Consider the following 25,371-nt stretch of genomic DNA (forward strand, 5'->3'; position numbering starts at 1 on the left):
AGCCTATTAGCGCATTGCTTATTCAAGACTGCAACATGCAAACAAGCCCGATTTCTCGGGCGTGTTTAAGCTTATTGTGTTTTGTTACGGCGCGCTCTTTCGAAAGGTAACGACATGCGTTTTACCCAAGGAACCCCCGACATTGACTTGGATCGTTGCCTTATCGCCCGCCTGCAAAACTTGGATCGTATCGTCTTTGCTGACCAAAGACAGTCCCGCTTCATGCAGCTCGACGATCAATTGGCTTTGCTTGCGGGTCGGATCGGAAATCGATACCGAGATTTCGCCGTTATCTTCCCTGACCATAACCGAAGCAGGATTTTGCGATGACATGACTCCGACCGTGCCGGAGTTCCAGAAATTCGCAGCTGTGATTCCCAGCGTTTTTTGCTGCACCGCTTGGATATCCGCCGTGTTGCTCAGCACTTCTACCTGCGGATTGCTGCTGTAATCCAGGGTTTCCGCCGCATTTTTGTTCGGTAAGAGGACATACGAATATGAAGCATTCTCCGGCTGAACTCCATGTTCAAAGGCGAGGCTCACATAGTTGCGGGAAACCGGGCCGGCAGAACCGCCATCATTGATCTCTTTCCATGAACCCGTTCTCGCTTCGCGAAGGGCCTTAATAGAAGCCGGCTGCGGAAAATAATATCCGATATCCGAGTCTGGAAGGTTTCCCTGCAGATGAGCCCAATGAACATTGTCTAGCTGCCCGGACCATCCGAGCTGCCCCGGCTGGACGTTACCATCGATTGTTAACGTATTATCGCCGTTACTATTCAGCTTCCGGTTCTCAATAATGGTCTCTACAGAGCGGGAACCTGCCGTTTTTTTCGTAATCCCCGCCCCTAGCGCAACGATTTCATGGTCAAACATAAACCAGGATTTTTTTCCTTCCAGATTACTGCCGGTTACGCCGGTGAGAGAGAAATTCATGCCAGCCGCCCCGTAAAGTCCATCCGAGACGCCTCCAACCCAGTTTTTGCTATTGAGGTATGAGCCCCAATCCTTCAACGTTCCCGTCGTTCCGTCCGTCGTCGTTCCGGGCAATCGCATCATGTCGACGGTCGGCCAGTAATGATCGATAAATTGCGAGTAATCGTTGTTATACAGGCTGAGCATTCCAATACCTGTGTACCAGCCTTTTTTGTTCTCGCCATTGCCGTATTCAAAAGCGGATATTCGGTCTGAGAACATGCCGAGTCCCAGCGCATAGTCGGGCCGAAGATGTACCCCTCGGTCCATGGCGGCAAACATGAAGTTTTGCGTCAAATCGCCTCTTGGCTCAATATCGGAGTTGTTTAATAAAGCCTTTACCAACGTAAGATCAAACGTATTGGTCACCTGGGAAGCGCTCCACGTGGGGTCCGTCTCGTACCAATCCTTGACCATAGCCTTCAAACGTTCCTTGTATTCGGGAGGCGCTGTCTGCGATATGAGCAAAACCAAATTTGCGGGTCCACGGTATGGCGTGCTCCGCTCCCTGGAAATCGCCCGGCCAAAAGTCATATCCATCATCGCGCCATGATAGACCAGAGGCTCGTAAGAATCCGTAATCCAATGGTATACGTTGCTAACGTTCGGGTCGGTTACCGCCCACGAAGAATCACCGAGCAAATACAGCATATTCGCCATCCCCGTAAGGAGCACTCCGCCGTAACTCCCCGTATAAGCGATGTTCGAATGCTGGATGAACGATCCGTCCTCGTAAAACCCGTCCCCGGATGTAACGTAAGGGAAAACCTTGCTCAAAGCATCCCTTCCCTGCGCGAGTTTCGCCCCGTTATCGCCGATGATGCCGCGTATGGCGACGCCGATGGCTTTGTCCGTCCGGTTCGCTCCCGTGGCTTCGGAAGGATATGCCAGATTAAAGACCGTTGGGTCACCATCGAATTTATCGACAGGCTTCATGTAATCGTCGATCTGCGTTGCGGATAGTTGATCATACATCAGAATGACGATATCATTCAGCGTTTGGACGATCCCGATTTCAAAGTCCCATCCGCAGCCCGTGTTGTAGACCGTATTTTCGTTGTATTTATGAAGGTATAACCAATCGAGCGCAGCCGTGATATCCGCCTTCAGCCCGGGATTCTGGTATAAGGCTGAGCCTTGGCTGGCAAAAGCCAGTGCCATTGTTTTAAGTCTCGAATAGCTGGTGCTCGGCGAACAAGCGCTTGCCTGATCCGCCCAGAGCGCGGTCCGATTATCTGAAGTTAACATCGTATCCCAGAAACCGGTATGATCCGGATTGGTCACTTTATCCACAATCGAATTCGCGGCGGACGCCATATCCGGATCATTGGCATCATAACCTTCATTGCCGGTCAACCGGTTAAACCATTTGGCACGCATCTGATTATACTCTGCCATATTCGAAGCCGAATCGACGGTCAGCAGCGTCTCGGCCGAAACGCCACTGCTCAGGACCGCCTTGATGACCGTCTGTCCATAGGAATGTCCTGTCACCGCACCCGCTGCATCTACAGTCGCAACCGTTGGATCGGAAGATGACCAATCGATGGTTGTATCTCCCGTATCCGGCGGCGTCAGAACAGGCTCCATCGCTTTCGTCTGATCCTTCTCGATCGTGAGCAGCGCCGGCAAACGGATTGAACCCACATCAAGTTCCTCCATACCTACTTGATCGTACCAAGCCGTCCCCTTCCCTTCTTCCAAAAAAATCTCGATGAAGAATTGGCTCGTGTTCGCTGGCACCGTAACTTGGAACTGTTGACGGGTCCAGTTATTGGTGCCTAGTAATTTGGGCGTGGAAGGACCCCATCCCAGGTTTTTCCCCGAGGGATCGAGAAACGAAGTCCGCACGTATGCCCCGCCGTAGGAGGTCGTCGTCGTAAGGTTCTCTGTTTTCACCGCCAGGCTGAACAAATAGGTTTTTCCCGCAACGACAGGGACCTTTTGGTTGACATCGGCCCGGCTTTGAGTCGATGCCGCAATCTTGACGGATCGTTTTCCCTCGTAATACACGGCCGCATCCGAAGAAAGAATCGGCGTTCCTTTGGGAACCCAAATATCCCAGTTGGCGGGTCCAAAGGAATTCGCCCAGCCCGCGCTAGTTTTGGTTGATTCAAAACCGCCATTGACAACCAGATTCGTTGAAGCAGATTCTGCAGCCTCGGCTGATGCGTAAATGCGTCCGGAATCCCCATAGCCCAGTAAACTGAAAACCATACAGCAAACCACAATCAAGCTGAATCTTCTCATCGGATCACCTCTTCATATCATACTCAATGCAATTCAAAGCCCTATTTGCCAAAAGCTGAACTAAACTGAACTATACTGTCGGAAACCAAAAAAGAAAGCCCTTACACAAATTCACCTCCATCATGAACGGATGGATTTTCAGCAATATTATAAATAGTCCCCATGCGGATCACGAGTCGGATTTTTACCGGCAACGGGCATTATTTTGACTTGGTCCCCTGATAATGAATAAAATAAGCATCCACATAATCAAATAAGCCGCCCCTATGGGCGGCTTATTGGGGTTGTTATTGCAAAGCTATTGCTGCTATGCCTTTTCGCGGTGTTAAAGAACAGTTGAAAGATGAATCCACGAACTCCAATGACCTCAGAGGTATATCATTGTGAAACGGATTTAAACCATTCGTTAACTTCCTTCGTTACCTGATCGCCGCCGTTCGCTTTCCAGCTTGCGACGAAATCGTCAAATGCGTTTACAGGCAGCTTGCCGTAAATGATCTTGTTGAAGGTCTCCAGCTCCGACTGACGAAGCAGATTCCACTTGGAAATCATGGTTGGTGTCGCTGCACCTGTGAAGTAGTTTTGCTTGCGGATATCGATTTGCGACATCACGACTTTAGCGGCGTACCAGTTTTCCGGTTTGCGGAACTGAGCTTGCTGCTTCTCGTATGGCGTTTCCGGCTTCGCGCCGTCAGCCAGTTTCACGAGCGTATTCATGTACAGATCCGGAATACGTGCGGGACCCGTAATGTACGGGAACTTATCGAAGAAATCCTTGATTTTGTCTTTGTCGCTGGTCGGTTGTCCGTCAACCTCATCCCAGTCGTAGCCTTTGGCGAAGCCGTATTCATAAGGGCTGCCCGCAGTCGGGTTCGCCAGGTTGTCGAGCAGATAGTTATAGTACAGAATAATCGCTTCCGGATGCTTGGCATCCTTATTGATCATAAAGCTGCTGTTCACGCCGGAATTTTGCCATTTCGTGCCCATCTTGCCATCTGGACCGGCAACGACGGGATATGCCTTATACTTCGAACCAGGCACGTTCTTCAGCAGATCCGGGGCAGGCCAGTCCGGTACCCAGTTGGCGCCTGGCAGCACACCGGCATTGCCTTTGGTCCAGATTTCAGCCGATTTCCCTTCATCCCACAGGGCTGAGTCCGGATGAATATAACCTTTTTCCATCCATTCCTGCAGCTTCGCCAGCGTCTGCTTGGCGCCCGGGTTAACGGAGCCATATTCCAAATTGCCGCTGTCATCCTTATTCCACTGTTCTTCAACGGAACCATAAGCTCCGAACAGCCAATCCAGTCCGCCCATCCAGGTATTGGTATTGTTCTTCAAGGAAATAGCGAGCGGGTACACATATTTCGGAGCCAATCCATCCGGGTTCTGGTTTTTGAATTTATCCATGATATTTTCCAGGTCCGCAATCGTTTTGGGAGCCTCAAGTTTCAGCTTCTCCATCCAATCCTCGCGCAGCCACAATACCGTATCATCATTGTCGGTGTATTCCATGATCGGAAGATTCCACTTCTTGCCTTCCTTCGTGAACGGATACCACAGTTCAGGATGCTGAGCTGCATGATCCTTCCACGCTTTGTTCGCATACTTCTCGAACAAATCATCGATCGGCATAAACTGCCCGGAATCGATCAATTGATTCGTCAGTACCGCATCGGTAGGCACCATGACGAAATCAGGCAGCTTCTCGCCGGACGTCAAGGCAAGCTGAAGCTGCTGCTTATATTGGTCGCTGCCCGCAGGGTACCATGTATCCTTGTGCTTGATCCCAAGCGTCTCAAGCATCCAGCGGTCATGCACGTTGTTTTCTTTCGTCTCGCCTTTGGTATAATCCCTTGGCATAATGACTGTGCTGATTTCAATCGGCGGATCATATTTTCCGTTTTTAAATGCGAGATCCGCCTCGGATACCGTCTCTGTCTTCGTTTCCGAAGTCTTATTGGAATCGGCATCGGTTGCCGTACTGCTGCCGCCGGAATTGCTGTTGCAGGCTGACATGAATAGCATCATGGCAACAAGCGGCATCCATAGCTTCCTCATTTTCCCCATATTGATTAACCCCCTACGTTGTTAGATTGTTACATGAGTTACTTTACCAACGGGCCTGGGAGGTCATCTATATGAATTTGTTAGTTTCCATAGGACTCTGTCATGTTGTTATTTTCCTTCCCGGTATTCCTGCGGCGTCACCCCGAACTGCCGCTTGAATACCTTGATGAAATAAGCCGGATCCAAATAACCGATATCGGAACTGATCTCGTAAACCTTCTTTTCTGTCTTCTTCAGCATGTCGCAGGCCGTTTCCATGCGAAGACGGAATACATAATCGCTGACCCCTTCACCCGTCTCAATCTTGTACAGCTTCGACAAGTGGGTCGGATGGAGGTTGACGTGATCAGCGAGAGCACGAAGTGAAACATCAAGATGCAGATGCTCCTCGATGTAAGCTTGTATTTTCTTTACATAAACCGAACGCATATCCTTGACCTCGCTCGACGTACCGTCTCGCAGCTTGTGCAGACAACCGAGCGACCAGTTCCGCAACTTGCCGATCGATGCGAAAGCTTCGGAGCTTTGAAGCAAAGCGATGTCCTCTCCCAGTAAACCGGCAAGCGTATGTCCATTGCGATGGGCGAAATGGGTGAAGGATGCAGCGATCACATAACCGGCTTCCAAACAATGCTCCCAAGAGTCGTCCCATTTCTCATCCAGCTCGGCGAATACGGCATTCAGCTTCTGCTCAGCCGCGTCCCAACGCCCCGCCTCAAGCAGGTTTTTGAGTCCGGGCGGAGCATGAATTACGTCCAGAGGCCCCTGCGATACTTGTTGTTCCAGTTCTCCCGCACGGATCACGAATTCACGTTCGTCCCCGACAATCTGCCGAAAAAAAGCCAGCGCATGGCTGTACCGGTCAGGCAGCGAATCGGGAAATGGGAAGAACTCCGTCATAACGACCGATAATGATCCGTCCAGAAACTGCTTCACTTTGGCTTGAAGCTGTGTCGCAGACCTTTCGAGCAGGGATTCTTTGCCGTTATCCCCGTGTTCCGTTCTGAACTGAAGCAACAACGCCAAGTATCCATGCTCCTCCTTTACACCCCAGACGTTAGCGAACTCCCCGAGTATTTCCTCTGCCATATTGATAATGGCGTACTCCATCAGGTGCAATCCGTTGTTACGGTACCGTCCGAACTCATCCTCCATGCGGACAAGCAGCAGCGAACATTCTCCGAAAAGAAACGGCAAATGATAGTTCTCAAGCTTCCGTCTCCATTCCTCGCTTGAGATCCGCTCCCCCCGCAGTCCGTCAAGGAGCAGCTGGCCCCGCAGGAGAGGAAGGTTTTCCCGCAGAGTAAACTCCGTCCGTTCGTAAGAACTGATGCTTTCCCATTCCGTTTTGATCTGATCGATGGCTGTCTTGACCGCGCCCATCAATTCATGATCGGCCGGCGGTTTCAGCAGATAATCCACGGCATGATGCCGGAGCGCCTCCTTGGTATATTCAAAATCGGAATGCCCGGACAGAATGATGCATTTAATTCTATTGTCCCGTTCTCGTATTTTCCCGATCAGCTCAATCCCCGTCATTTCCGGCATGATCACGTCGGAGATGATCAGATCAATCGGATGCGTCTCCAGAATTCGAAGCGCTTCCTGAGCGGAGTATGCCTTATGCACCTGCTCGATCCCAAGCGTATGCCACGGCTTCGTTGCAGATAAGTTATCCACCCAATGGGCTTCGTCGTCAACAATGATCATTTGCATATATGTCGATCCCCTTTTTAAATAACAGATTGATGAATCTCTTCTTCTGAAGTCGGCCTCCATACGATTTCGGTCCGGAATCCTCCGAGTTCCGATTTTCGGAAGCTCATGGATGACCCCTCTCCAAATTGCTGAACGATGCGCTGGTTCGTATTCCAAAAGCCGTAGCCCATATCTTCCCGCATCGGTCCTTGTAATTTAAGATTGAGCTCCTCCAGCTTCTCTTCCGTCATCCCCGGTCCGTCATCATCCACGTACAGCTTGCAGAAACCATCCGACATCTCGCCTTTGATCCGAATTTCTCCCGAGCTATACGTTTTTCCAACTCCGTGTATGACGGCATTCTCAACTATAGGCTGAAGCATCAAACGCGGTACCTCCTGCCTCATCATTTCCTCCGGAATATCGATTTGATAGTGAATTCTTCCATTGCGAAGCTTCTGGATGTCCAAGTAATTGACAATAAGCTGAACTTCATCCCGGAGGGAAGCCAGAGGCTTTTCCATGCGGGTAATATACCGGTAATATGCACTCAGGTTATGCCCCATGGAGACGACAGCTTCTTCATCTTTCAACTCCGCCATATTCATCATGTAACCGATGCAGTTGTATAGAAAATGCGGGTTTATCTGCGCCTGCAGCTGTTTTAACGTTGCCTCCCGTGCCCGCAGCTTCTCATACAGCACATTTTCGATTAAATGTTGTATCTGACTGGACATATCATTAAATCTATAGAACAAGAACGAAAACTCATTGTTAACATTGGAATCAATCCTTACGGGAAAATCCCCTTTCTGAACGCTTTGCAGACCCCTGATCAGCTTGCGTATCGGACGCTGCACATTCCGGTACAGCAGGACAGACGCCGAAATGCCTACGACGAACAGCAAGACCATAGTCAAGTAAAACATATTCCGGCTGAACGAGATCGGACCCAGAATCTGATCGAGCGGCACGATGTCCACCAAGTACCAGTCCAGATAAAGGGATTTCACCGCACTAACCAAATAGCTCTTGTGGTCGAGGGTAATCACTTGTTGCGAGGTATCCTTCAGCTCCTTCCCCTGCAAGTACCGCACCAGCTCATCCGTCAGCTGCACGCTTGCCGTACGATTCAGAATCGGGGCTTCTCCCTCGCGGTAAAAGATCGGGTTTCCCTGCCCGCCAGCCTTATATGTATCCAGCATATTCTGGATATTCTCATGCTCGAACGTAGCCTGGACGACCAGATTGCTTCCCTTCAGCGAGACCTGTTGTCCAATCGAATCCGTGTAAAACCAGTGAAATGCCGGGGTCTCTCCGTCCGTCAGCGTTTTGCCGTCACCATAGTTCCATTTTCCCGTGATGTTTTTTTCCAGGTATTCCTCATCATACTTCGCCATTTTATCCGCATTCGTGATGGCTTCCTGATTCAGCTGGGAGTATACCGTGAATTTCACCGGCCAGATGTTCGTAATCCCCGACTGCAGCATCATTTTTTCCTGTATGACATATCTCGTCTGCATCTTGTCATATCGGTCATCCCATATGTTCAGCCCATTGAATTTGCGGACATTCGGATCTTTGGAGAACGTAAGCACGAAATCCATGGTTTGATTGATCCGGGAGTCGATTTGGCTGGACAAAAAAGAAAGCTGCTTGATGTTCGACGCTTTCAGTTCCTTATCGATGACATTAAAAGAAATGCTGTTCGAGTATGTAAACATGGCCATCATCGGGATGAACAGCATCAGAATCAAAATATTCATTTTCTTGGACAGGCTGAACTTCGCCCCCATCCTTTTTCTAAAAATGCGAAGGCTTTCCCGCAGATTCATTCGTCTTCCCCCTTGGAATATGCCTAACAAAACCCTATCGATCCTAACAATGTCTTATAGTTCAATGACGATCCGCGTTGCTATGATATTAAGCAGAACTTCACCACAACCAATCGAGACTTTTATGGAACGGGAGAGAGCTATGGAACCAATCATGAATCCGGACGTCAATCTGAGCGCTAACCGGACAGCGAAAAAGAAAAAAAGAACCCGTGTGCCATGGATCTTGCATCTGATGGTGCTGCCTGCCGCGCTGCTCGTATTCGTATTTTCCTATGTCCCCATGTCGGGCATTATTATGGCTTTTCAGGATTATAAAGCGCCGCTAGGGATCACCGGTTCCCCGTTTGTCGGCTTGAAGCATTTTCAGTACATGTTCGAGAATGACTACTTTATGAAAATCACTTGGAATACCGTCCTGTTCGCCTGCTCCAAAATCGTGCTGAATTTAATTATTCCGTTCACGTTCGCGCTGCTTCTGAACGAGGTCAGGCACATGGGATATAAGCGCTCCATCCAGACTCTCGTGTACCTGCCCCACTTTCTTTCCTGGGTTACGCTCGGAGGCATTCTGATCGACCTGCTTGCCCAAACCGGGATTGTAAACCAATTCCTGACGTACTTGTTTGGCATCAAGCCTGTGTTCTTCCTGGGAGACGGTACCTGGTTCCGGCTTACGATCATTTTCAGTGATGTATGGAAGGAATTCGGATTTAACACGATCATCTTCCTCGCTGCGCTTGCCGGCATCAATCCTGCACTATACGAAGCAGCTGAAGTCGACGGCGCAAGCCGTATCAAGCAAACCCTGTACATTACGATCCCATCGCTGATTCCGATACTGATCGTGGTCGCCACCTTGGCGCTCGGAAACGTCCTGAACGCGAACTTCGACCAGATCTTTAATCTGTACAGCCCGATGATCTATCAGCAAGGCGATATTATCGATACGTTCGTGTACCGGGAAGGTCTTCTGAGCGGGCAATTCAGCTTCGCGACGGCCGTCAGCCTGTTTAAATCGATCATCAGCTTAATCCTGATCGTCATCTCTTACCGCTTGGCATACCGGTTCGCCGGATACCGGATTTTCTAAGAGGGCACCTGACGAAATGTTTGCTTGCGGATGCGGCCATTCTCCGGAATGGCGCAGCCGGTTTACTTCCGGATTTTGCAGAACCCTTCTTGCCGCTGCGCACTCGACCGGCTGCAAAGTCCCAACTTGAAAGGATGACTGGATCATGTATCACAAAACGCTGCCTTACCGTATATTCAGCATATTTAATACCATCCTGCTCGGGGTCATCGCCGTTGCCTGCCTGCTGCCCCTGTTTCATTTGCTGATGGTGTCCCTAAGCTCAACAGCCGCCGCCAATGCCGGATTGGTTACATTTTGGCCCATTGGGTTCACGGTCGAGGCATACACTAAAACGTTCAACAACATCAACTTTCTGACCTCACTCTGGGTATCCGTCAAACGGACGCTCATCGGAACCGGCCTTGGCCTGCTCGTGAACGCTATTGCTGCCTATGCCCTTTCAAAAGACACGCATGTGTTCCGGGGAAGGAATGCTTATCTTTGGTATTTCGTCATCACCATGCTATTCAGTGGCGGCCTCATCCCAAGCTATATTCTGATCTTGAAGCTCGGCCTGATGAATCACCTGCTTGCGTTGATCCTTCCGGGTTTGGTTGCGGTATACAACATGATTTTGCTCTTGAATTTCTTTCGTACCGTACCCAAGGAGCTGGAGGAGGCCGCATTCATCGATGGCGCAGGATATCTGCGGAGCTTCGTATCCATCTTTCTGCCGGTATCCATGCCCGTCATTGCGACGATCGCCTTGTTCACCATGGTAGGGCACTGGAACGCTTACTTTGACGGATTGATCTATATTAAAAATGCCGAGAATCTCCCGCTTGCAAGCCTGATGCAAACCATCATCGTGCAAGGAAACACAACCAGCTTCGATCCGTCCGTAATCGCCAATCTGTCACAGCGCACGCTTCGCGCTTCCCAAATCTTCATCGGCGCGCTGCCGATCCTCATTGCTTACCCGTTCCTGCAGCGCTTCTTCGTCAAAGGCATTGTCATCGGAGCGGTCAAAGAGTAATTTGGATCGTTGGAATGTACATTTACAAATTATCGAAACGTTTCAATTTATTTTCAACCTCGATTATAGTTATTGAATGTAACCGCTGTCAAACGTATTTTTTGTTACATATGATCCTTATCAAAATCGGGAATCTATCGAATCGAAACGTTCCACTAATTAACAAATCAAACAAAAATAAAGAGGTTGTCCCCTCGTTGGTCACAAAAGACCTCCGAAGGAATAACCTCTTTGACTGAAGACGTTATCGGGATTGTGTTCACGGTCCGGTATTGGTACTTAGAAGTGCCGGTGCCTCTTTTGTAAAATCGGACTCTTTAACTGCTTTCCGCTGCTTATTTCGTCTTGATCCCACCGTCCATCGTGATCCAGGCATATGCGACAGCGTGTAGCTTATTCCTAGTGCAGCTATCACCGTCATGACAAAGGTAAGCAGCGTGAACGCGACATGACTGCCCTCAAGCGCCATGGGCCGGGTAAAATATGCGATGACATAAATAATCAAGGCATGTATGAGATAGCCCCCGAATGAATATTTGCCAATCCAGGCAAGCAGGCGCAAAAACATCCTGCTGCGTCCTTGCATCATGATCAGTAGACCATATAACAGCAGCATCTGCGCCACAATAATAATGAAAGTCGAGGGTTTCAGATACGTGGAAATATTCAGGTTGACGACCTCTCCCGAACCACGGAGGACATCACTTCCGAGCTTGATATACATTCCCAAAAAGACAAGTCCGCTCCATGGGAGCAACCTCGTACACCACATTCTCCACTTCTCTACACCTGCTGCGCATACCGCCCCGATCACAATGTAAAATCCATACATCAGGAATGAGTAACTCCGATACTGGATCAGGTCCGACCATGGACTGCCGAGCTTTACCGCCCATGATCCCATGACATGATAGGACAGATACAGCAAAATTATATAAACCAAACCTGATCCGGCCATGATGGAAAAGACACTCAGGCCTCGATTACGATCATTCAGCAGTTCAAGCCTGCTGCGGATAAACCTATAGATGACGGCCATGACCGGAAAGAAAATATAGAACTGAACGATCATGATAATAAACCACAACTGATATCCGGTCTGCGGGACAAGCAACTCCTTAAAGAAAGAGCTCCAGTCCTGACCGCCCTTTTGCCAAAATGCCGGTGTAAACACGCGTACGTATAACCAGTAGATCAGTGTCCAGAGCAGGAAAGGAACATAGACATCCCCAAGTCTTTTACGAATAAATTGGAAATAATGAAGCCCTCTGGAATGATTGTAGAACATCAGAACGGCGGACAAAAAAACAAATGTCGGGGTGCCAAAGCGGGTCAGATGATAAATCATCGTCAGCATAATGGAGTCGGCTGGTTCAATATCGGCTCTGTAAATGTATTCAGCGATAGAGTGCTGCATCACGATAGCCAGAAAAGCGAGCCCCCTGAGCTGCGTCCATTCTTCGATGCGCGGTTTGCCCATGAATTAAATCCTCCTTCATTTGCAGTTACGCGCAAGTATACCTGTTGAATATTAAATGAACCTTAAAGACGGATTAGATAACGGAAAAAGACCGCCCTTATGGACGGTCTGATAAACCGCGTTCAACCAACTAAAGTTGGATTAACGAACGATTCCGCAGATGCTACAATAGATTTAATTCCATGGCCTTCGAGATCGCCTGCACGCGATTTTTCACGCCTAGCTTCTGGTATAAGTTATAGGTGTAACCTTTGATTGTTCCCACTGATAAATACAAGCTGCGGGCAATGTCATCATTCGAATGCCCGGCTGCGATGTAGTTCAGAATTTCCTTTTCCCGATTGGTAAGCGAGACCGCGAACTCACTTCCTTCATGAAGAGGCATGCCTGCGTAATCTCCTTGGAGTCCGGTAAACATGGGCAGCAGTTTCCGGGCGTAATCCGCAGCCTCCTCATCATGATTGGCATATTGTTTCAAATATTGGGATAACAGCTCATACAGCGATGACCCTTCATCCAGAAAGATTCGAATATACCCTTGTTGTGACGCTAATTGAAGCGCCTTTTCCATTGATTCCGATGCGCTGATATGCTTGCCTTCTGCTTGATAGGCTAATGCCAGCAGCAGCAGAATCTCGATTTGACTGCCCAGTCGATCTGTCCGCTTGGCATCTTTCTCCAGCTTCCGCAGCAGCTTGACAGCTTCCTCGGTTGATTTACGGTGGATCCATAAGCGTACCAGCGTAAGATTCTCATACTCCCGTGCAACGCTCGTCTTATCCGGCGTTTGGATATGGCGGTGCTCCACCCATTTTTCCACCGCATCGATGTTTCCCCGTGTCAGCTGAAACCGAGCAAAACATGCTTCCAATAACAACTGCCAATGGGGTGAGCGCAGCTTTTCGATGTGCTTCGTCGCCTGTTGAAGGATCTCTTCGGCAGCTTCGAAGTCTCCCATAGCCTGTTTTATTTTCGTATGCAGAATAATCCCAGGGATTGCAACTCCCAGATGATGCGAAGATTCAGGATCGTACATCTGGAGTGCCTGCTCCAATATGCTCTCCGCCTCCTCCAGTCGGTTCCACTCGTAGTACAAATCAGCCAAGAACACGAACCCGTGCCCTTGCAGTGCACCATGAATGGACGCCCTTCTCGTTTCCGACTCGGATGCCCTGGCAGATAAATAAGCCATCTTTTTCAGCCTGCCCCCGAAACCAATCGGCCCTCGGTACAACAAGGCTTCCCCCAGATTCACAACGTTCACGATCGAAGGAAACTTCACCAGGCCTTCCCTGTTGCTGTCGAGCAGGTCGATAAAAGTGTCCACATCGCCCTGATAGTAAGCAACAGAAGCCCGGTACATCCCGACCCTTAATGTCAGTTCCCGCCGTTCCTCTTCTGAGAATAAGTCTTTCTGCTGATCCAGTAAGTGCAGGGTCCGTTCCAGTAAGCTTTTGGCCTCCGGAATGTTCCCGGAAGCAGCGAGCCTCCCAGCCTGGTAATAAAACAAATCCGGACGGCTTACGATGCTTTCGAGGGGTAATTGCTTAAGCCAGCGTTGCAGTGAAGTTTCATCGCCATTTTGAATGATGAGGGGAAAATTCTGTTCAATACAGATTGCGGCATGCTCCTTCTCATCGGCTTCGAACATGTGGTTCACGGCTTCCGTAATAAATCCATGCTGTTCATACCACTGATATGCCCGCCGGTGAAGTTCATTCACCTCGGTGAGTCCATATCGATTCAGCAGCCGGTTTTGGAGCATTTCAGAAAAAAGATGGTGATAGCGGTACCATGTGCGGGTATCGTCAAGAGGAATGAAGAACATGTGGGAACGTTCCAGGGCATGGAATAAATGCTTGGAATCGCTGCGGCCGGTGACAGCATCTGTGAGGGATGCATTCATGTAATTCAATATGGACGTTTGCAGCAGGAAGACCTGAAACTCTTCCGTTTGCCGGAGCAGCACTTCATCCATCAAATAGTCGAATATGTATCGGTGATTCCCCGAAAAGGATTGAATAAAAGGTGTAACGTCGCTTCGACCTTCCATGGATAAGAAGGCAAGGATTAGGCCGGCGGCCCAGCCTTCCGTTTTTTGCTCGAGCAGGGCAATATGTTCCGGTAAAAGCACGTTGCTTAAGGATTTCTCCTGAAGGGCCGTAATCTCATCGATCGTAAACCGTAGATCGGCTGCACCCACTTCGCTCAGCTGTTTTCGTACCCTTAAACGGGATAGCGGCAGCGAAGGATGCGCGCGGCTGATGATCATAAGTCGGATATGCTCAGGAAGATATTCCAGGAAGAACGCCAGGCTTTCAAGAACGGAAGCATCGCGGATCAGATGGTAATCATCGAGCACGAGCACGAATGGTTCCGTGATGGTGCAGATTTCATTCAAGTAAAAAGACATCATCGCTTCCATGGATGAACTGCGATACGCCTGTAGTCCGCGCATTATATTTTCCGAGAAACCGGGAACGCACCGCTCAATCGCCTCCGTGATACAGCTCCAAAAGCGAATCCACTCATTGTCTCCGTCGTCCAGCGATACCCAGGCAGCCTTAAGGGAACGGACATGTATCCAGCTGCTGACAAGCGTCGTTTTCCCGAAGCCTGCCGGGGCTGTGATCAGCGTGAGCTTACATCGGATGCTTTCATCCAGATGATTCATTAGTCGTTGTCGAATAATATCCTTCTCTGCCATAAGCGGGATGGAGGCTTTTGCAGACAGCACATAACTGCTCAGATTACCCGACTGGACCTGCGTGTTTGATGGATAGCCAGTGTTCATCATCTTCACTCTCTTTATTTTTCGACTTATATTCCCATGACCATTTCGTATAGAAAAGTTTTCCTCTCCTATATTTTATTCCTTTATAGTATTTAATGATTGAATTCATTGTCAATCCCGCTCTGAACAATAGGAATAAGGGACGCGGCATTCAAGATTTCCGCCGTGTCCCTTGGGTTTAAAAATCAGCTGTTTTCTTTTTTGCATAATTTCGAGGCTGATTTCTCGATCTGCGTTTATCGCTGGCGGCATAGCTTGACTTGATCCTTTCGTCTTAACACTATGCTTCTCTTTGACACTATTCTATAATACGTACCGAATATGAGGCCTATGAATCTAACACAAAAAATCCGATCTTCTTCAGATCGGATTTTTCTCTTTTCGCTCGGTATTGAGCTTATTATAGTTATTGATGATCTCATCCAATACCATAGACTGACGGATCACGTTTGGATTCCACATGCCACCGTATTGATGGACCATCTGATATAGCCTTTGTCTTTCCATCTCGAGGCAGAATTGAATCATGTTTGATTTCCCTAATAGATCCATAAACTCTTGTTTCGCTTCCCATCCTGCTTGATGTTTGAATCGTTCAAATACATTCACGCATTCCATGATGTTTATTTCGCTATTGATGCGGATTGAAAAATCGAGACATTGCAGAATCAGGTGAATACCTTCACAGCGATGTTGGCGCAGTTGATAAATGGCCAGTTCAGTCAAAAACGTGACGTATGTTTCAGACATTGCTTGTTGATTGATCGCAACCCTAAAACCATGCTTCTGCTCTGGAAAATACGAAGCAAACCGGTCCAAAAGATCGTCGATGTTGATTCGATGCCGATTCGCCGTTTGCAGCATTTTGAAAAGTACTGTGTACACATCTTCTTCCTGTGCAGAGATGAAGTCGATATACTCGGGAATGCTCTGCGTTTCACTCGACACGATAAGATCCAAATATGTATTCGCTGCCGCCCATTTCTCGATTTGCTCCAATGTCGATCTTGCTTCTTCCAACTGCTCCGAATGCCTCTGCTTGTCAAGCCAACCTTCTATTAAGTCCATTCCTGCTGTGATCTGTTCTAACTGCTCCATCAAATCCGAAGGGTTCCCATTCAAAATCCGGCCAAGCATGTCCTCGTTGATGCCCGATATCCGTGAAAATTGCTGAATGGTTAAGCCTTCATTTTGCAAATAAAATTTCAATGCTGACTGAATAGTGGCCGTCTCTTCCAATGAAACACCTCCACCATGATACATACATATTTTAGGTAATCACCTTATACAAGTTATATTATGTCAGTATTTAACAACGGTCAATAACAAAAATACTTGCATTTGGCAGCTCGGCCCCTAGTAGGAACATGAATTATAACAGAAGCTTCCCTTGATGGATTCAAGGGAAGCTTCTGTCTAACGGAGTCTGTTATGACATTTTCACCAGGCTGTAGTTTTTCTTGCCTTTGCGGATAATGATGAATCGGCCGCCGATTGCTTGTTCGGCCGTCACTTCAAACCCAACGTCGCTGACTTTCTCGCCGTTCATCGAGATCGCGCCTTTCGTGACATCCTCGCGTGCCTGACGCTTGGACGGCTCGATGCCGAGATCGACCAGCCAGTCGACGATATTCTTCGATTCCTGCGTCGCTTCGAACGTCGGCATTTCTTTGAATCCCTGCTCAATTTCATCGGCGGTAAGCGATTTGATATCCCCGGTGAACAATGCGGCGGTAATGCGCTTGGCTTGCTCGAGCAGCTCCTCGCCATGCACGAATTTCGTCATTTCCTCGGCCAACGTTTTTTGCGCTTCACGTTTATGCGGCTCGGTCTCTACCTTCTCGGCCAGCTCTTCGATGCGCTCTTTGGACAGGAACGTAAAGTATTTCAGGTATTTCACCACATCCCGGTCGTCGGTGTTGGCCCAGAACTGGTAGAACTCGAACGGTGTCGTTTTGTTCGGATCAAGCCAAATGGCTCCGCCGGCCGTTTTGCCGAACTTGGTGCCGTCGGCTTTCAGCATCAGCGGAATCGTCAGACCGAATGCTTTGGCTTCCGCGCCTTCCTTTTTCCGAATCAGGTCCAAGCCGCTTGTAATGTTGCCCCATTGGTCGGAGCCGCCGATCTGCAGCTGCACGTCTTCGTTCTGGAACAAATGCAGGTAGTCCAGCGACTGCAAAATCTGGTACGAAAACTCCGTGAAGGAAATACCGCTGTCGAGTCTGCTTGCCACCACGTCTTTCGCCAGCATGGAGTTGATGCTGAAGTTTTTGCCGTAGTCGCGCAAGAACTCGATCACGTTGATTTTATGGGTCCAGTCGTAGTTGTTAACCATGCGGATTTGATTGTCGCCATCGGTGACAAACAGCTTTCTCATCTGCTCGGTCAGCGCGTCCACGTTCGCCTGCACCTGCTCCAGCGTCTGCAGCGAACGCTCGGTTTGACGGCCGCTCGGGTCGCCGATCGTTCCGGTCGCACCGCCGATCAGAATGACCGGACGATGTCCGGCAAGCTGGAATCGTTTCAGCACCATGAACGGAATCAGGTGGCCGATATGCATGCTGTCACCGGTCGGGTCGACTCCGCAGTACAGCGAGATCGCCTTTTGGTTCGTCAGCTCGCGCAGTCCTTCGGCATCCGTTTGTTGATTGATGGCGTCGCGCCATTCAAGTTCATCGATAATATTCACCGTCATAACACCCCTTTAGTTAGTTATCCTTATAACGAATTCCCATTTCCGCGTTGAAAAACAAAAAAATCGCCCCTTGTCAAATGACAAAAGGGACGATTGAATAACCGTGTTACCACCCAGATTGCACCAATGGAGATTTGCGCTGTTCGCGCGCCATTCATGCCGCTCTTCGGCGAGATATCGTTCGCCAATTCCGCTCGGCATTACCCGAGATACTCCAAAGTGTAATTCGCAGGCTTCGTGTGTACCGGGTTTCATCACCCCCCGGCTTTCTGGAACAGGGACGACATCTGCTACTGGGCTCTTTCAACGTATATCGCATATAAGATTACAGACAGTATAGTGAATTCAACATTTAATGTCAACCACGATGGGCTGGAAGGAAGAGGAATCCGCAACCTACTGCACCCAAAGCTTGAAAAGCCCTTCGTTAATCCCGAGGTTGTACATGTAATAGATGCCGAACAGAAAGCTGACTGTGCCTGCCACCTGCGCAAGCGAGCGGTTGATCAGGACGTTTTTCTTGCTGTATACGAACGGAATGCCGATGATGGTGGTGAATGTCAGCATGCCGACGATAAAGAGTGTGCTGGTATGTCCGATGCCCCAAAATACGCCAGTTAACGTGGAGCGCGACAGTTTTTTGCTCTTGCCGAAATAAAACTGATTACCACTGCGTTTCCTCCTCATGTCCCGCTCTAGTCCTGTTGCGGATTACCGGACTCTTCTCCCGCTGATTTCCACACCTGCTCGTAGACTTTTTTGAGCGGAATGCCATGCGTCTGAGCGATCTGCTTGCACTCCTCGAACTCCGGCGCCCACTGAACGGTATGTCCGCCCTGCATTCCCTTTTTTACGGTTACGGGGCCCCATTCCGTGAGGACCTGCTCGAACGTTCTCTCCAAACGATGCACGGTCAGCGGATAATATCGTACGCCTAAGGTGGTGGTCTCCCGGAAAATGATCTCCTTCATCCGATCGATATGTTCATTGGAACAGAGCAGCTGCAGCAGGGTTCCCGGCCTGTTTTTTTTCATGTAAATCGGTGTATAGTATACATCGTTTGCCCCGCTTTCAAACAGCAAATCCATAACGTACCCGAGCCATTCACCCGGGATGTCGTCAAAATTCACTTCCATCTTGATCATGTCATGGTCGATATGCTCATGGTTCGGAGGCCGTTTGGCGTTCATATGCGTTTCCCTCCCTCAAAGGAATATCGGGCGAATGCCAATGTATTACTGTTTCGCCATGGCTATTCGCCAATCATCACCCGCAGCACGTTTGGATGCTCGGCGAAGGTCTTCGTTCCCGCTCCGTATCCGATCGCATTCACCTTGATGGAAGGAATCGGGCCATATTCTTCCGCAAGCACGGAGACAATAGCCGCTCCCGTTGGCGTGGTCAGCTCTCCGCGAATATCCGATTGCTCCAGGGGAGTTCCTTTGAGAATCTCTAGCGTTGCGGGAGCCGGCACCGGATAAATGCCATGATCGATACGGATCTTCCCTTTTCCGACCGGCACGGGAGAAGATTGGATGACATCGACATCCAGCTCATGAATCAGGATCGCCGCACCTACGATATCGATAATCGAGTCTACGGCACCAACCTCATGGAAATGGACCTTCTCTAAAGGCATGCCATGGATCTTCCCTTCCGCTTCCCCGATTTTCTTAAAAATCCGAATAGCGAGTTCTTCTACGGACTGTTCGAACCCAGCATCTTCAATGAGCTTGACGATATCCTTGTATGATCGATGATCATGGTGATGATGGGGATGCGAGTGCCCGTGATCATGACTGTGGCTGTGATCATGGCTGTGACTGTGGCTATTGGTGTGATCATGTGCATGCTCGTGGCTGTGCGGATGCACGTGGTTATGCTCGTGATCATGGTCGTGTTCATGATGCTCATGCTCGTGGTGTTCATGCGTATGTTCGTGCTCATGACTGTGGCTATGTTCATGGTCATGCGCGTGCTCGTGGCTGTGATCGTGATCATGGCTGTGATTGTGATCATGCTCGTGAGCATGTCCATGATCGTTGGCATGATGATGTTCATGCGAATGCGCGCCGCTTCCTTTCAGCAGCACGTCGAATTTCGTGGAAGTGATGCCGTTTTTAACGACTTTCCCCCATTTCAGCTCGTATTCTTGTTCAATGCGAAGCTTTTTCAGCTCTTCCGCAAGCTTGCCTGGATCGGCGCCGGCATCAATCAGCGCTCCGATGAACATGTCCCCGCTAATGCCGGAGAAGCAGTCAAGGTATAATGTTTTCATTCCGGTTTCCCCCTTTGTGTACAAGCTGATGAATCAATGCCGCATTATATCCCCCGCCGAACCCGTTATCGATATTGACCACGCTGATTCCCGACGCGCAGGAATTCAGCATCGTCAATAACGCCGAAAGGCCGTTGAAACTGGCCCCGTATCCGATGCTTGTCGGAACGGCAATGACAGGATGGGAGACCAGTCCGCCGACGACGCTCGGCAGCGCGCCTTCCATGCCCGCCACCACCACGGAGACGGTCGCGTTTTGAATTTCCTCCGCATGGCTCAGCAGACGGTGTATCCCCGCTACCCCTACGTCATAGATTCGGTGCACCTTGCTTCCCAGTACCTCTGCCGTGACCGCCGCTTCTTCCGCGACCCTGAGATCAGAGGTCCCCGCGGCAATCACGGCGACATATCCGTGCGAATGCTCCTCGGAGCCAGCGTCCTTTTTCCAGAATAAAATTCGGGCCGTATCGTCGTACATATACGCAGGACAAGCCTTCTGAACGACCGCGGCCTTTTCCTTCGAAATTCTCGTGACCAGGACGCTCTGGTTCCGGGCCTGAAGCGACTGCGCAATCGAAATGATCTGGTCGACCGTTTTTCCTTCCCCATATACGATTTCGGGAAATCCCTGGCGTTTGCTCCGATGATGATCTACTTTGGCAAACCCTAGGTCTTCGAAGGTAGCCAGTTTTTCTTTCGCGTCCGCGATGCTAAGGGTCCCGTTTTGAACCTGCTCCAAAATTTGATCAAGCACTCGCCCTCATCCCCTTCCATTCCGCCCAGATCTAAAATAGTCCGGTGATTGCCTTCACGGCCTTTTCGTATTGTTCATAGACTTGTTTGTAGCGTCTGCTGTTTTCCGCATCCGGTTTGATGGCTTCCCCCATCGGGATATTCCGTTTGATTTCTTCGAACGAGCTTGCCTTCCCTGTCGCCACCAGTGCCGTCCAAGCCGCGCCCCATGCGGCGCTGTGATGATTCTCCGAAACGTAGATTTCCGCGTCGAACACATCTGCCATCATCTGCAGCCAACATGCCGATCTGGACAAGCCGCCATTCACATAAATTTTCTTCGGTTCGCCCGCGATAGCCTCCAGCGCTTTGCCGATTTGGTAGAGATTGAAGGTGATGCCTTCGAGGACGGCACGAACAAAATGCTCCTTCTTATGCGTGATCGCGATGCCGTGAAAGTTACCCCTTGCTCGCTGATTCCAAATGGGTGCACGCTCGCCGTTGATATAGGGGAGGAAAAAAAGTCCCTCCGAGCCCGGCTCCACCTGCTCCGCCGCCTTCAGAAATTCCGTGAAGCCGCCCTGATCCTGGAACAGATCCTTGAGCCACTGCAGGGCAATGCCGCCGTTATTCGTCGGTCCGCCGATAATCACCGTGTCTTGGGTAAAGGAATAGCAGAAGGTTTCCTGATTTTCGCTTACCTTAATGTGGCTTGTTAATTGTCTGATGGCGCCGCTTGTGCCCACGGACACGGCCACCTCTCCCGGCAAAATCGCACCGATTCCCAGGTTGGCCAGCTGGCCGTCCGCCGCCCCGATCACAAATGGAATTTCCCCTTGAATTCCCATCTCGGCCGCGATCTCCGAACTCATGCCGCGGAGAATCGTGGTCGGAGGAACAAGCTTCGAAAGCTGCACTTCGGAGATCCCCGTCATGTCCAGCAGCTCCCGGTCCCATGTCAGCGATGACGGATTAAACAGGCCCGTGGCCGATGCCATTGAATAGTCGATCATCCGCTCACCGAACCAGCGGTAGATGAGATACTCCTTGACTGACATGAAATAAGCGGCCTCCCGGTACGGTTCATACCCCGTTTCCTTCATCCACAGCAGCTTCATGAACGGCGTCATCGGATGGATCGGCGTCCCGGTTCTTGCGTATATATCGCTTTTGGCTTTATTCGTCATCCGATCTGCCTGTTCGGCGCTTCTTCCATCGGCCCAGATCAGGGCTGGCGACAAGGGCTTCACCTGTTCATCCACGGCGACCAGCGAGTGCATCGCAGACGAGAATCCGAGTGAAATCAGCTCATCCTTGCCGATATCCGCTTTGCGGACCGCTTCCCTGATGGCCGTCACGGCGGATCTTTCAATGGCAGCCGTGTCCTGTTCGACCCAGCCCTGCTGCGGATAATGAAAGGCATTCATCTCCTCGGCCTCCGCGATCAGCTTGCCGTGAATGTTAAATACACACGCTTTCACGCTTGTCGTTCCGATATCCAGTCCTATGACAAGCTCTCTTGGCATCTTCATCTTCCTTTTCATTTTTCATGGTGAACCTTTATAAGGAAAGAACCTTATTCATGCTGCCGCTCTGGTATCCGACCAGATCGAGCGTCACGTATTTGTATCCGTATTCCTGCAGCTTGCCTACGATCGATGCGTGATGGGCAAGCACGGTCTGCATATCCTTCGGCTCCACTTCGATTCGTGCCGTTTCCTGATGCGTGCGCACCCGGACCTGACGGATCTGAAGGGATTTCAGATACGCTTCCGCTTTTTCGACCTTGCTCAGCTTCTCCTTGGTGATATATTCGCCGTAAGCGATCCTCGAGGAAAGGCATGCAAAGGACGGCTTCTCCCAGGTGGGAAGTCCAAAGGTTTTGGACAACTCCCGGATTTCCTCTTTGAACAGCCCGGCCTCCAGCAGAGGACCGCGAATGCCCCGTTCTTTGGCCGCCTGCATGCCGGGACGAAATTCATTCATGTCGTCAGCGATGACCCCGTACACGATATTTTCGAAGGAATGTTCGCTGAGCACCGGCTCCAAATGGTCAAACAAGCTGCTTTTGCAAAAATAGCAGCGGTTTTTCGTGTTTTCCGCGTATCCCGGGATGGCAAGCTCAGAGGTTTCGATCACCTGATGCTTGGCACCGATCAATGCAGCGAGTTCCTTGGCCTCTTCCAGCTCCGTGGTGGGATATGTTTCCGAATCTGCGGTGACCGCAAGCACCTGATCGGGTCCCAGGGTAACGACGGCAGCCTTCAGCAAAAAGGTGCTGTCTACCCCTCCAGAAAACGCAACGACGACCGTGTTCATTTCACGAAGGATAGACTGTAATTTTTCATATTTTTCGGCTATCACTGCGTACCCTCCTTCCGATTCCGCGTTAAATTGTCATGCTTCCGAAACCGCCGTCCACACGCAGCAGCGTGCCTGTAACAAAGCTCGAAGCTTGGTCTGAAGCCAGAAAAATGGCGGCGCCCTTCAGCTCCTCCGGCGTCCCGAACCGGTTCATCGGGGTATGTTTCATAATGGACTCGATCCGGTCCGGGCTCAGTATTTTCCGATTTTGCTCCGCCGGGAAGAATCCCGGAATGATGGCATTCACGCGAATGCCTTCAGGCGCGAACTCCCGCGCCAAGAACTGGGTCGCGCTGTTCAGTCCTGCTTTGGATACGGAGTACGTAAATACCTTTGACAGCGGCGTGGTGGAAGAAACCGAAGAGATATTGATGATGCTTCCGCTTCGCTTTTGCTCGATCATACGCTTGGCGAAAATTTGGCAGGTGATAACGATCCCCTTTAAATTGACGTCCATGATGTCATCCCACTCTTCCAAGCCAAGCTCAAAAAAAGGAGTGGAACTGTTTTTGCCCGGCGCGTTCAACAGGATATCCCAACCGCCGGACCACGCTTCGATCTCAGACGCAACTTGAATCAGCGAATCTTTCGAGCTCACATCGGCCTGAAAAGCTTTCGCCTCCCCGCCGCTGCCTTGAATCGAGTTCACAACCTCCTGCGCTTTCTCAAGATTGCGCCCCACAATGGCTACTCTGGCACCATGCTCGGCAAAGCCCGTAGCGATGGACGATCCGAGCACGCTGTTTCCTCCGATCGCAACCGCCGTTTTCCCCGTTAAATCAAATAAATTCGTCATCGTTTACGCTCCCTTGTGTGGTATCAAATTCCCCTGCTCGTTAAAGGCAAAATCATATGGATTGGAGCACAGCTCCATCTGGGGGTGACTCTTTACGTATTCGAATAATGCCTCCGATACTTCAATTTCGCTGAGTACCAGCGTATTTTGAATGCGAACTACCTTGGCCTTGTTAAAATCGAGAATGTTGCTCGTCTTGATCGCTGCCTGAATCGCTTCGCGATCATTAGGCAGCGTGGTTGCGATCTTGGTCGGAGCCACGACAGTAGACGTTAATCCATTGGCGTAGGTGACTTCCCGGTCCATTTTGTCCACCAGCCGCTGCGTCGTAAAATCAGCCGTTCCCACGCCGTTCGCGTTGCCTTCGGTTTGCGGAGTTAAATCCAGGACCACCATTTTATTCACGTCCGGACCTCCATGCGCGTATGGCGTCGGATAACGCCCTGTGATATTGGGATCCATGCCGTCGCCGCTAATATTTTTGCCGATCTGATCGATGATGAGCACTTCAAGCTGTTCGAAGAACAGCTTAGGCAGCAGTTCCTTGGCTTTCATCTGCAGCTGCGGTTCTTTCTCGATGATCTCATCCGGTGTCAGCACTTCGACCACGGCGACTTTATCAAAAGCGTTCTCCACGGTAGCGACGCCGAACAACACCGGTTTCCGGTCCATGATCATTCTGGCCATGGCAGGAACATTCTCGGCCATATATTTAAAGCCCAGTTGATGGCATGCCTCCGCCCCTCTTTGCTTGCCAAGGCCGATGCTGATCATCTTCATAATGCCGCTTTCAACTGGACCTCTGAAGGCCGTATGCGGCTTTATGCGGTTAATGACGACGATGCCGTCCGCTTCCGAAGCGTATTTGTCCAAGTAAACCGGTAGTCCGTTGGACAGTTCACCCAGCTTCACGACTTCCATCGAGGAACGAATCTCGCAGCCGGCGGTCTCCTCCGTGACGCCAAGATGCGCCAGCACTTCACGCTGCCCTTCCGCTGTGGCGCCGCCATGGCTTCCCATGCTGGGAACGATGAACGGTTCCGCTCCCGCATCCTTCAGAGCCTTCACGGTTACGGCCGTGAGCTCCACGATCCGGTCCAGCCCTCTGCTGCCGACCGCAATTGCGATTTTCATGCCGGGCTTGATTGTTTGCTGAATCCGTTTCTGCCGCAGTTTTGCCCAAAGCTCACTTCCCAGATCATCAATCTGATGATTGTCGAAATTCACTTTCACTTTGGCCATCTTCGGTATCGGAATATCCTTTAACAGCTCCTGCAAAATTCCCATAACTTG

General features: G+C 50.2%; 18 protein-coding genes. 2 read left to right on the forward strand and 16 right to left on the reverse strand.

Annotation, left to right across the window (positions count from 1 at the left end):
* Positions 1-84: 84 nt before the first annotated feature.
* From GRF59_RS09860 to GRF59_RS09875, 4 genes are all read right to left on the reverse strand, one after another.
* On the reverse strand, positions 85-3,225 hold the full coding sequence (locus GRF59_RS09860; RefSeq protein ID WP_160497399.1) for a polysaccharide lyase family 8 super-sandwich domain-containing protein: 3,141 nt from the start codon (positions 3,223-3,225) through the stop codon (positions 85-87).
* Positions 3,226-3,603: 378 nt separating this feature from the next.
* On the reverse strand, positions 3,604-5,295 hold the full coding sequence (locus GRF59_RS09865) for a type 2 periplasmic-binding domain-containing protein (protein ID WP_160497400.1): 1,692 nt from the start codon (positions 5,293-5,295) through the stop codon (positions 3,604-3,606).
* 108 nt (positions 5,296-5,403) lie between these two features.
* Positions 5,404-7,011, reverse strand: coding sequence for a response regulator transcription factor (locus tag GRF59_RS09870; protein WP_160497401.1), 1,608 nt, complete (start codon positions 7,009-7,011; stop codon positions 5,404-5,406).
* A 17-nt stretch (positions 7,012-7,028) separates the two neighbouring features.
* Positions 7,029-8,828 carry a sensor histidine kinase gene (locus GRF59_RS09875; RefSeq protein WP_237391698.1) on the reverse strand — a complete coding sequence of 600 codons (1,800 nt, stop codon included), beginning with the start codon at positions 8,826-8,828 and terminating at the stop codon, positions 7,029-7,031.
* A gap of 142 nt (positions 8,829-8,970) precedes the next feature.
* Here GRF59_RS09875 and GRF59_RS09880 point away from each other — a divergent pair, with 142 nt between their 5' ends.
* Complete coding sequence (locus GRF59_RS09880) at positions 8,971-9,921, forward strand: ABC transporter permease (RefSeq protein WP_160497402.1); 951 nt, start codon at positions 8,971-8,973, stop codon at positions 9,919-9,921.
* A gap of 145 nt (positions 9,922-10,066) precedes the next feature.
* Complete coding sequence (locus GRF59_RS09885) at positions 10,067-10,939, forward strand: carbohydrate ABC transporter permease (RefSeq protein ID WP_160497403.1); 873 nt, start codon at positions 10,067-10,069, stop codon at positions 10,937-10,939.
* A gap of 259 nt (positions 10,940-11,198) precedes the next feature.
* On the opposite strand, the gene GRF59_RS09890 is transcribed toward GRF59_RS09885, so the two are convergent.
* The 12 genes from GRF59_RS09890 to GRF59_RS09945 form a co-directional block, all read right to left on the reverse strand.
* Positions 11,199-12,419: an acyltransferase gene (locus GRF59_RS09890; protein WP_160497404.1), complete on the reverse strand. Its 1,221-nt coding sequence runs from the start codon at positions 12,417-12,419 to the stop codon at positions 11,199-11,201.
* A gap of 163 nt (positions 12,420-12,582) precedes the next feature.
* Positions 12,583-15,213: a winged helix-turn-helix domain-containing protein gene (locus GRF59_RS09895; protein ID WP_160497405.1), complete on the reverse strand. Its 2,631-nt coding sequence runs from the start codon at positions 15,211-15,213 to the stop codon at positions 12,583-12,585.
* Between the two features lie 360 nt (positions 15,214-15,573).
* A complete protein-coding gene (locus tag GRF59_RS09900) occupies positions 15,574-16,452 on the reverse strand; it encodes an aspartyl-phosphate phosphatase Spo0E family protein (protein ID WP_160497406.1) in 879 nt (292 codons plus the stop codon).
* 190 nt (positions 16,453-16,642) lie between these two features.
* Entirely contained in the window at positions 16,643-17,902 is a 1,260-nt protein-coding gene (gene tyrS / locus GRF59_RS09905) for a tyrosine--tRNA ligase (RefSeq protein ID WP_160497407.1), read from the reverse strand.
* Between the two features lie 402 nt (positions 17,903-18,304).
* Positions 18,305-18,595: a hypothetical protein gene (locus tag GRF59_RS30250; RefSeq protein WP_202128527.1), complete on the reverse strand. Its 291-nt coding sequence runs from the start codon at positions 18,593-18,595 to the stop codon at positions 18,305-18,307.
* An 8-nt stretch (positions 18,596-18,603) separates the two neighbouring features.
* Positions 18,604-19,098, reverse strand: a complete 495-nt coding sequence (larC2, locus tag GRF59_RS29960) for a nickel pincer cofactor biosynthesis protein LarC2 (RefSeq protein WP_160497408.1) — start codon at positions 19,096-19,098, stop codon at positions 18,604-18,606.
* Positions 19,099-19,160: 62 nt separating this feature from the next.
* A complete protein-coding gene (gene larC, locus GRF59_RS29965; RefSeq protein WP_160497409.1) occupies positions 19,161-20,186 on the reverse strand; it encodes a nickel pincer cofactor biosynthesis protein LarC in 1,026 nt (341 codons plus the stop codon).
* A complete protein-coding gene (gene larB / locus GRF59_RS09925) occupies positions 20,167-20,940 on the reverse strand; it encodes a nickel pincer cofactor biosynthesis protein LarB (protein ID WP_160497410.1) in 774 nt (257 codons plus the stop codon). Before larB ends, larC begins: the two co-directional genes overlap by 20 nt.
* A 31-nt stretch (positions 20,941-20,971) precedes the next feature.
* The gene (locus GRF59_RS09930; protein WP_160497411.1) at positions 20,972-22,444 is read right to left on the reverse strand and encodes a gluconokinase; all 1,473 of its coding nucleotides are present in this window, start codon (positions 22,442-22,444) and stop codon (positions 20,972-20,974) included.
* Between the two features lie 34 nt (positions 22,445-22,478).
* Positions 22,479-23,282, reverse strand: coding sequence for an ATP-dependent sacrificial sulfur transferase LarE (gene larE / locus GRF59_RS09935; RefSeq protein WP_160497412.1), 804 nt, complete (start codon positions 23,280-23,282; stop codon positions 22,479-22,481).
* A gap of 25 nt (positions 23,283-23,307) precedes the next feature.
* Positions 23,308-24,078 (reverse strand): SDR family oxidoreductase, encoded by a 771-nt coding sequence (locus GRF59_RS09940; RefSeq protein WP_160497413.1) that lies wholly within the window; start codon positions 24,076-24,078, stop codon positions 23,308-23,310.
* Positions 24,079-24,081: 3 nt separating this feature from the next.
* A complete protein-coding gene (locus GRF59_RS09945) occupies positions 24,082-25,365 on the reverse strand; it encodes a nickel pincer cofactor-dependent isomerase, group 22 (RefSeq protein WP_160497414.1) in 1,284 nt (427 codons plus the stop codon).
* Between the last annotated feature and the right edge of the window lie 6 nt (positions 25,366-25,371).

This window comes from Paenibacillus dendrobii, from assembly GCF_009807035.1.
In the GTDB taxonomy this organism is placed as follows: Bacteria; Bacillota; Bacilli; order Paenibacillales; family Paenibacillaceae; genus Paenibacillus_AQ; species Paenibacillus_AQ dendrobii.

Bases quoted from the DNA above. Each gene is read 5' to 3' on its own strand.
- GRF59_RS09880 (WP_160497402.1), top strand. From the start codon at position 8,971: ATGGAACCAATCATGAATCCGGACGTCAATCTGAGCGCTAACCGGACA.
- GRF59_RS09895 (WP_160497405.1), bottom strand. From the start codon at position 15,213: ATGAACACTGGCTATCCATCAAACACGCAGGTCCAGTCGGGTAATCTG.
- GRF59_RS09860 (WP_160497399.1), bottom strand. From the start codon at position 3,225: ATGAGAAGATTCAGCTTGATTGTGGTTTGCTGTATGGTTTTCAGTTTA.
- GRF59_RS09885 (WP_160497403.1), top strand. From the start codon at position 10,067: ATGTATCACAAAACGCTGCCTTACCGTATATTCAGCATATTTAATACC.
- larC2 (WP_160497408.1), bottom strand. From the start codon at position 19,098: ATGAACGCCAAACGGCCTCCGAACCATGAGCATATCGACCATGACATG.
- GRF59_RS09870 (WP_160497401.1), bottom strand. From the start codon at position 7,011: ATGCAAATGATCATTGTTGACGACGAAGCCCATTGGGTGGATAACTTA.
- GRF59_RS30250 (WP_202128527.1), bottom strand. From the start codon at position 18,595: ATGAGGAGGAAACGCAGTGGTAATCAGTTTTATTTCGGCAAGAGCAAA.
- larC (WP_160497409.1), bottom strand. From the start codon at position 20,186: ATGAAAACATTATACCTTGACTGCTTCTCCGGCATTAGCGGGGACATG.
- GRF59_RS09875 (WP_237391698.1), bottom strand. From the start codon at position 8,828: ATGAATCTGCGGGAAAGCCTTCGCATTTTTAGAAAAAGGATGGGGGCG.
- GRF59_RS09930 (WP_160497411.1), bottom strand. From the start codon at position 22,444: ATGCCAAGAGAGCTTGTCATAGGACTGGATATCGGAACGACAAGCGTG.
- GRF59_RS09940 (WP_160497413.1), bottom strand. From the start codon at position 24,078: ATGACGAATTTATTTGATTTAACGGGGAAAACGGCGGTTGCGATCGGA.
- GRF59_RS09945 (WP_160497414.1), bottom strand. From the start codon at position 25,365: ATGGGAATTTTGCAGGAGCTGTTAAAGGATATTCCGATACCGAAGATG.
- GRF59_RS09890 (WP_160497404.1), bottom strand. From the start codon at position 12,419: ATGGGCAAACCGCGCATCGAAGAATGGACGCAGCTCAGGGGGCTCGCT.
- GRF59_RS09865 (WP_160497400.1), bottom strand. From the start codon at position 5,295: ATGGGGAAAATGAGGAAGCTATGGATGCCGCTTGTTGCCATGATGCTA.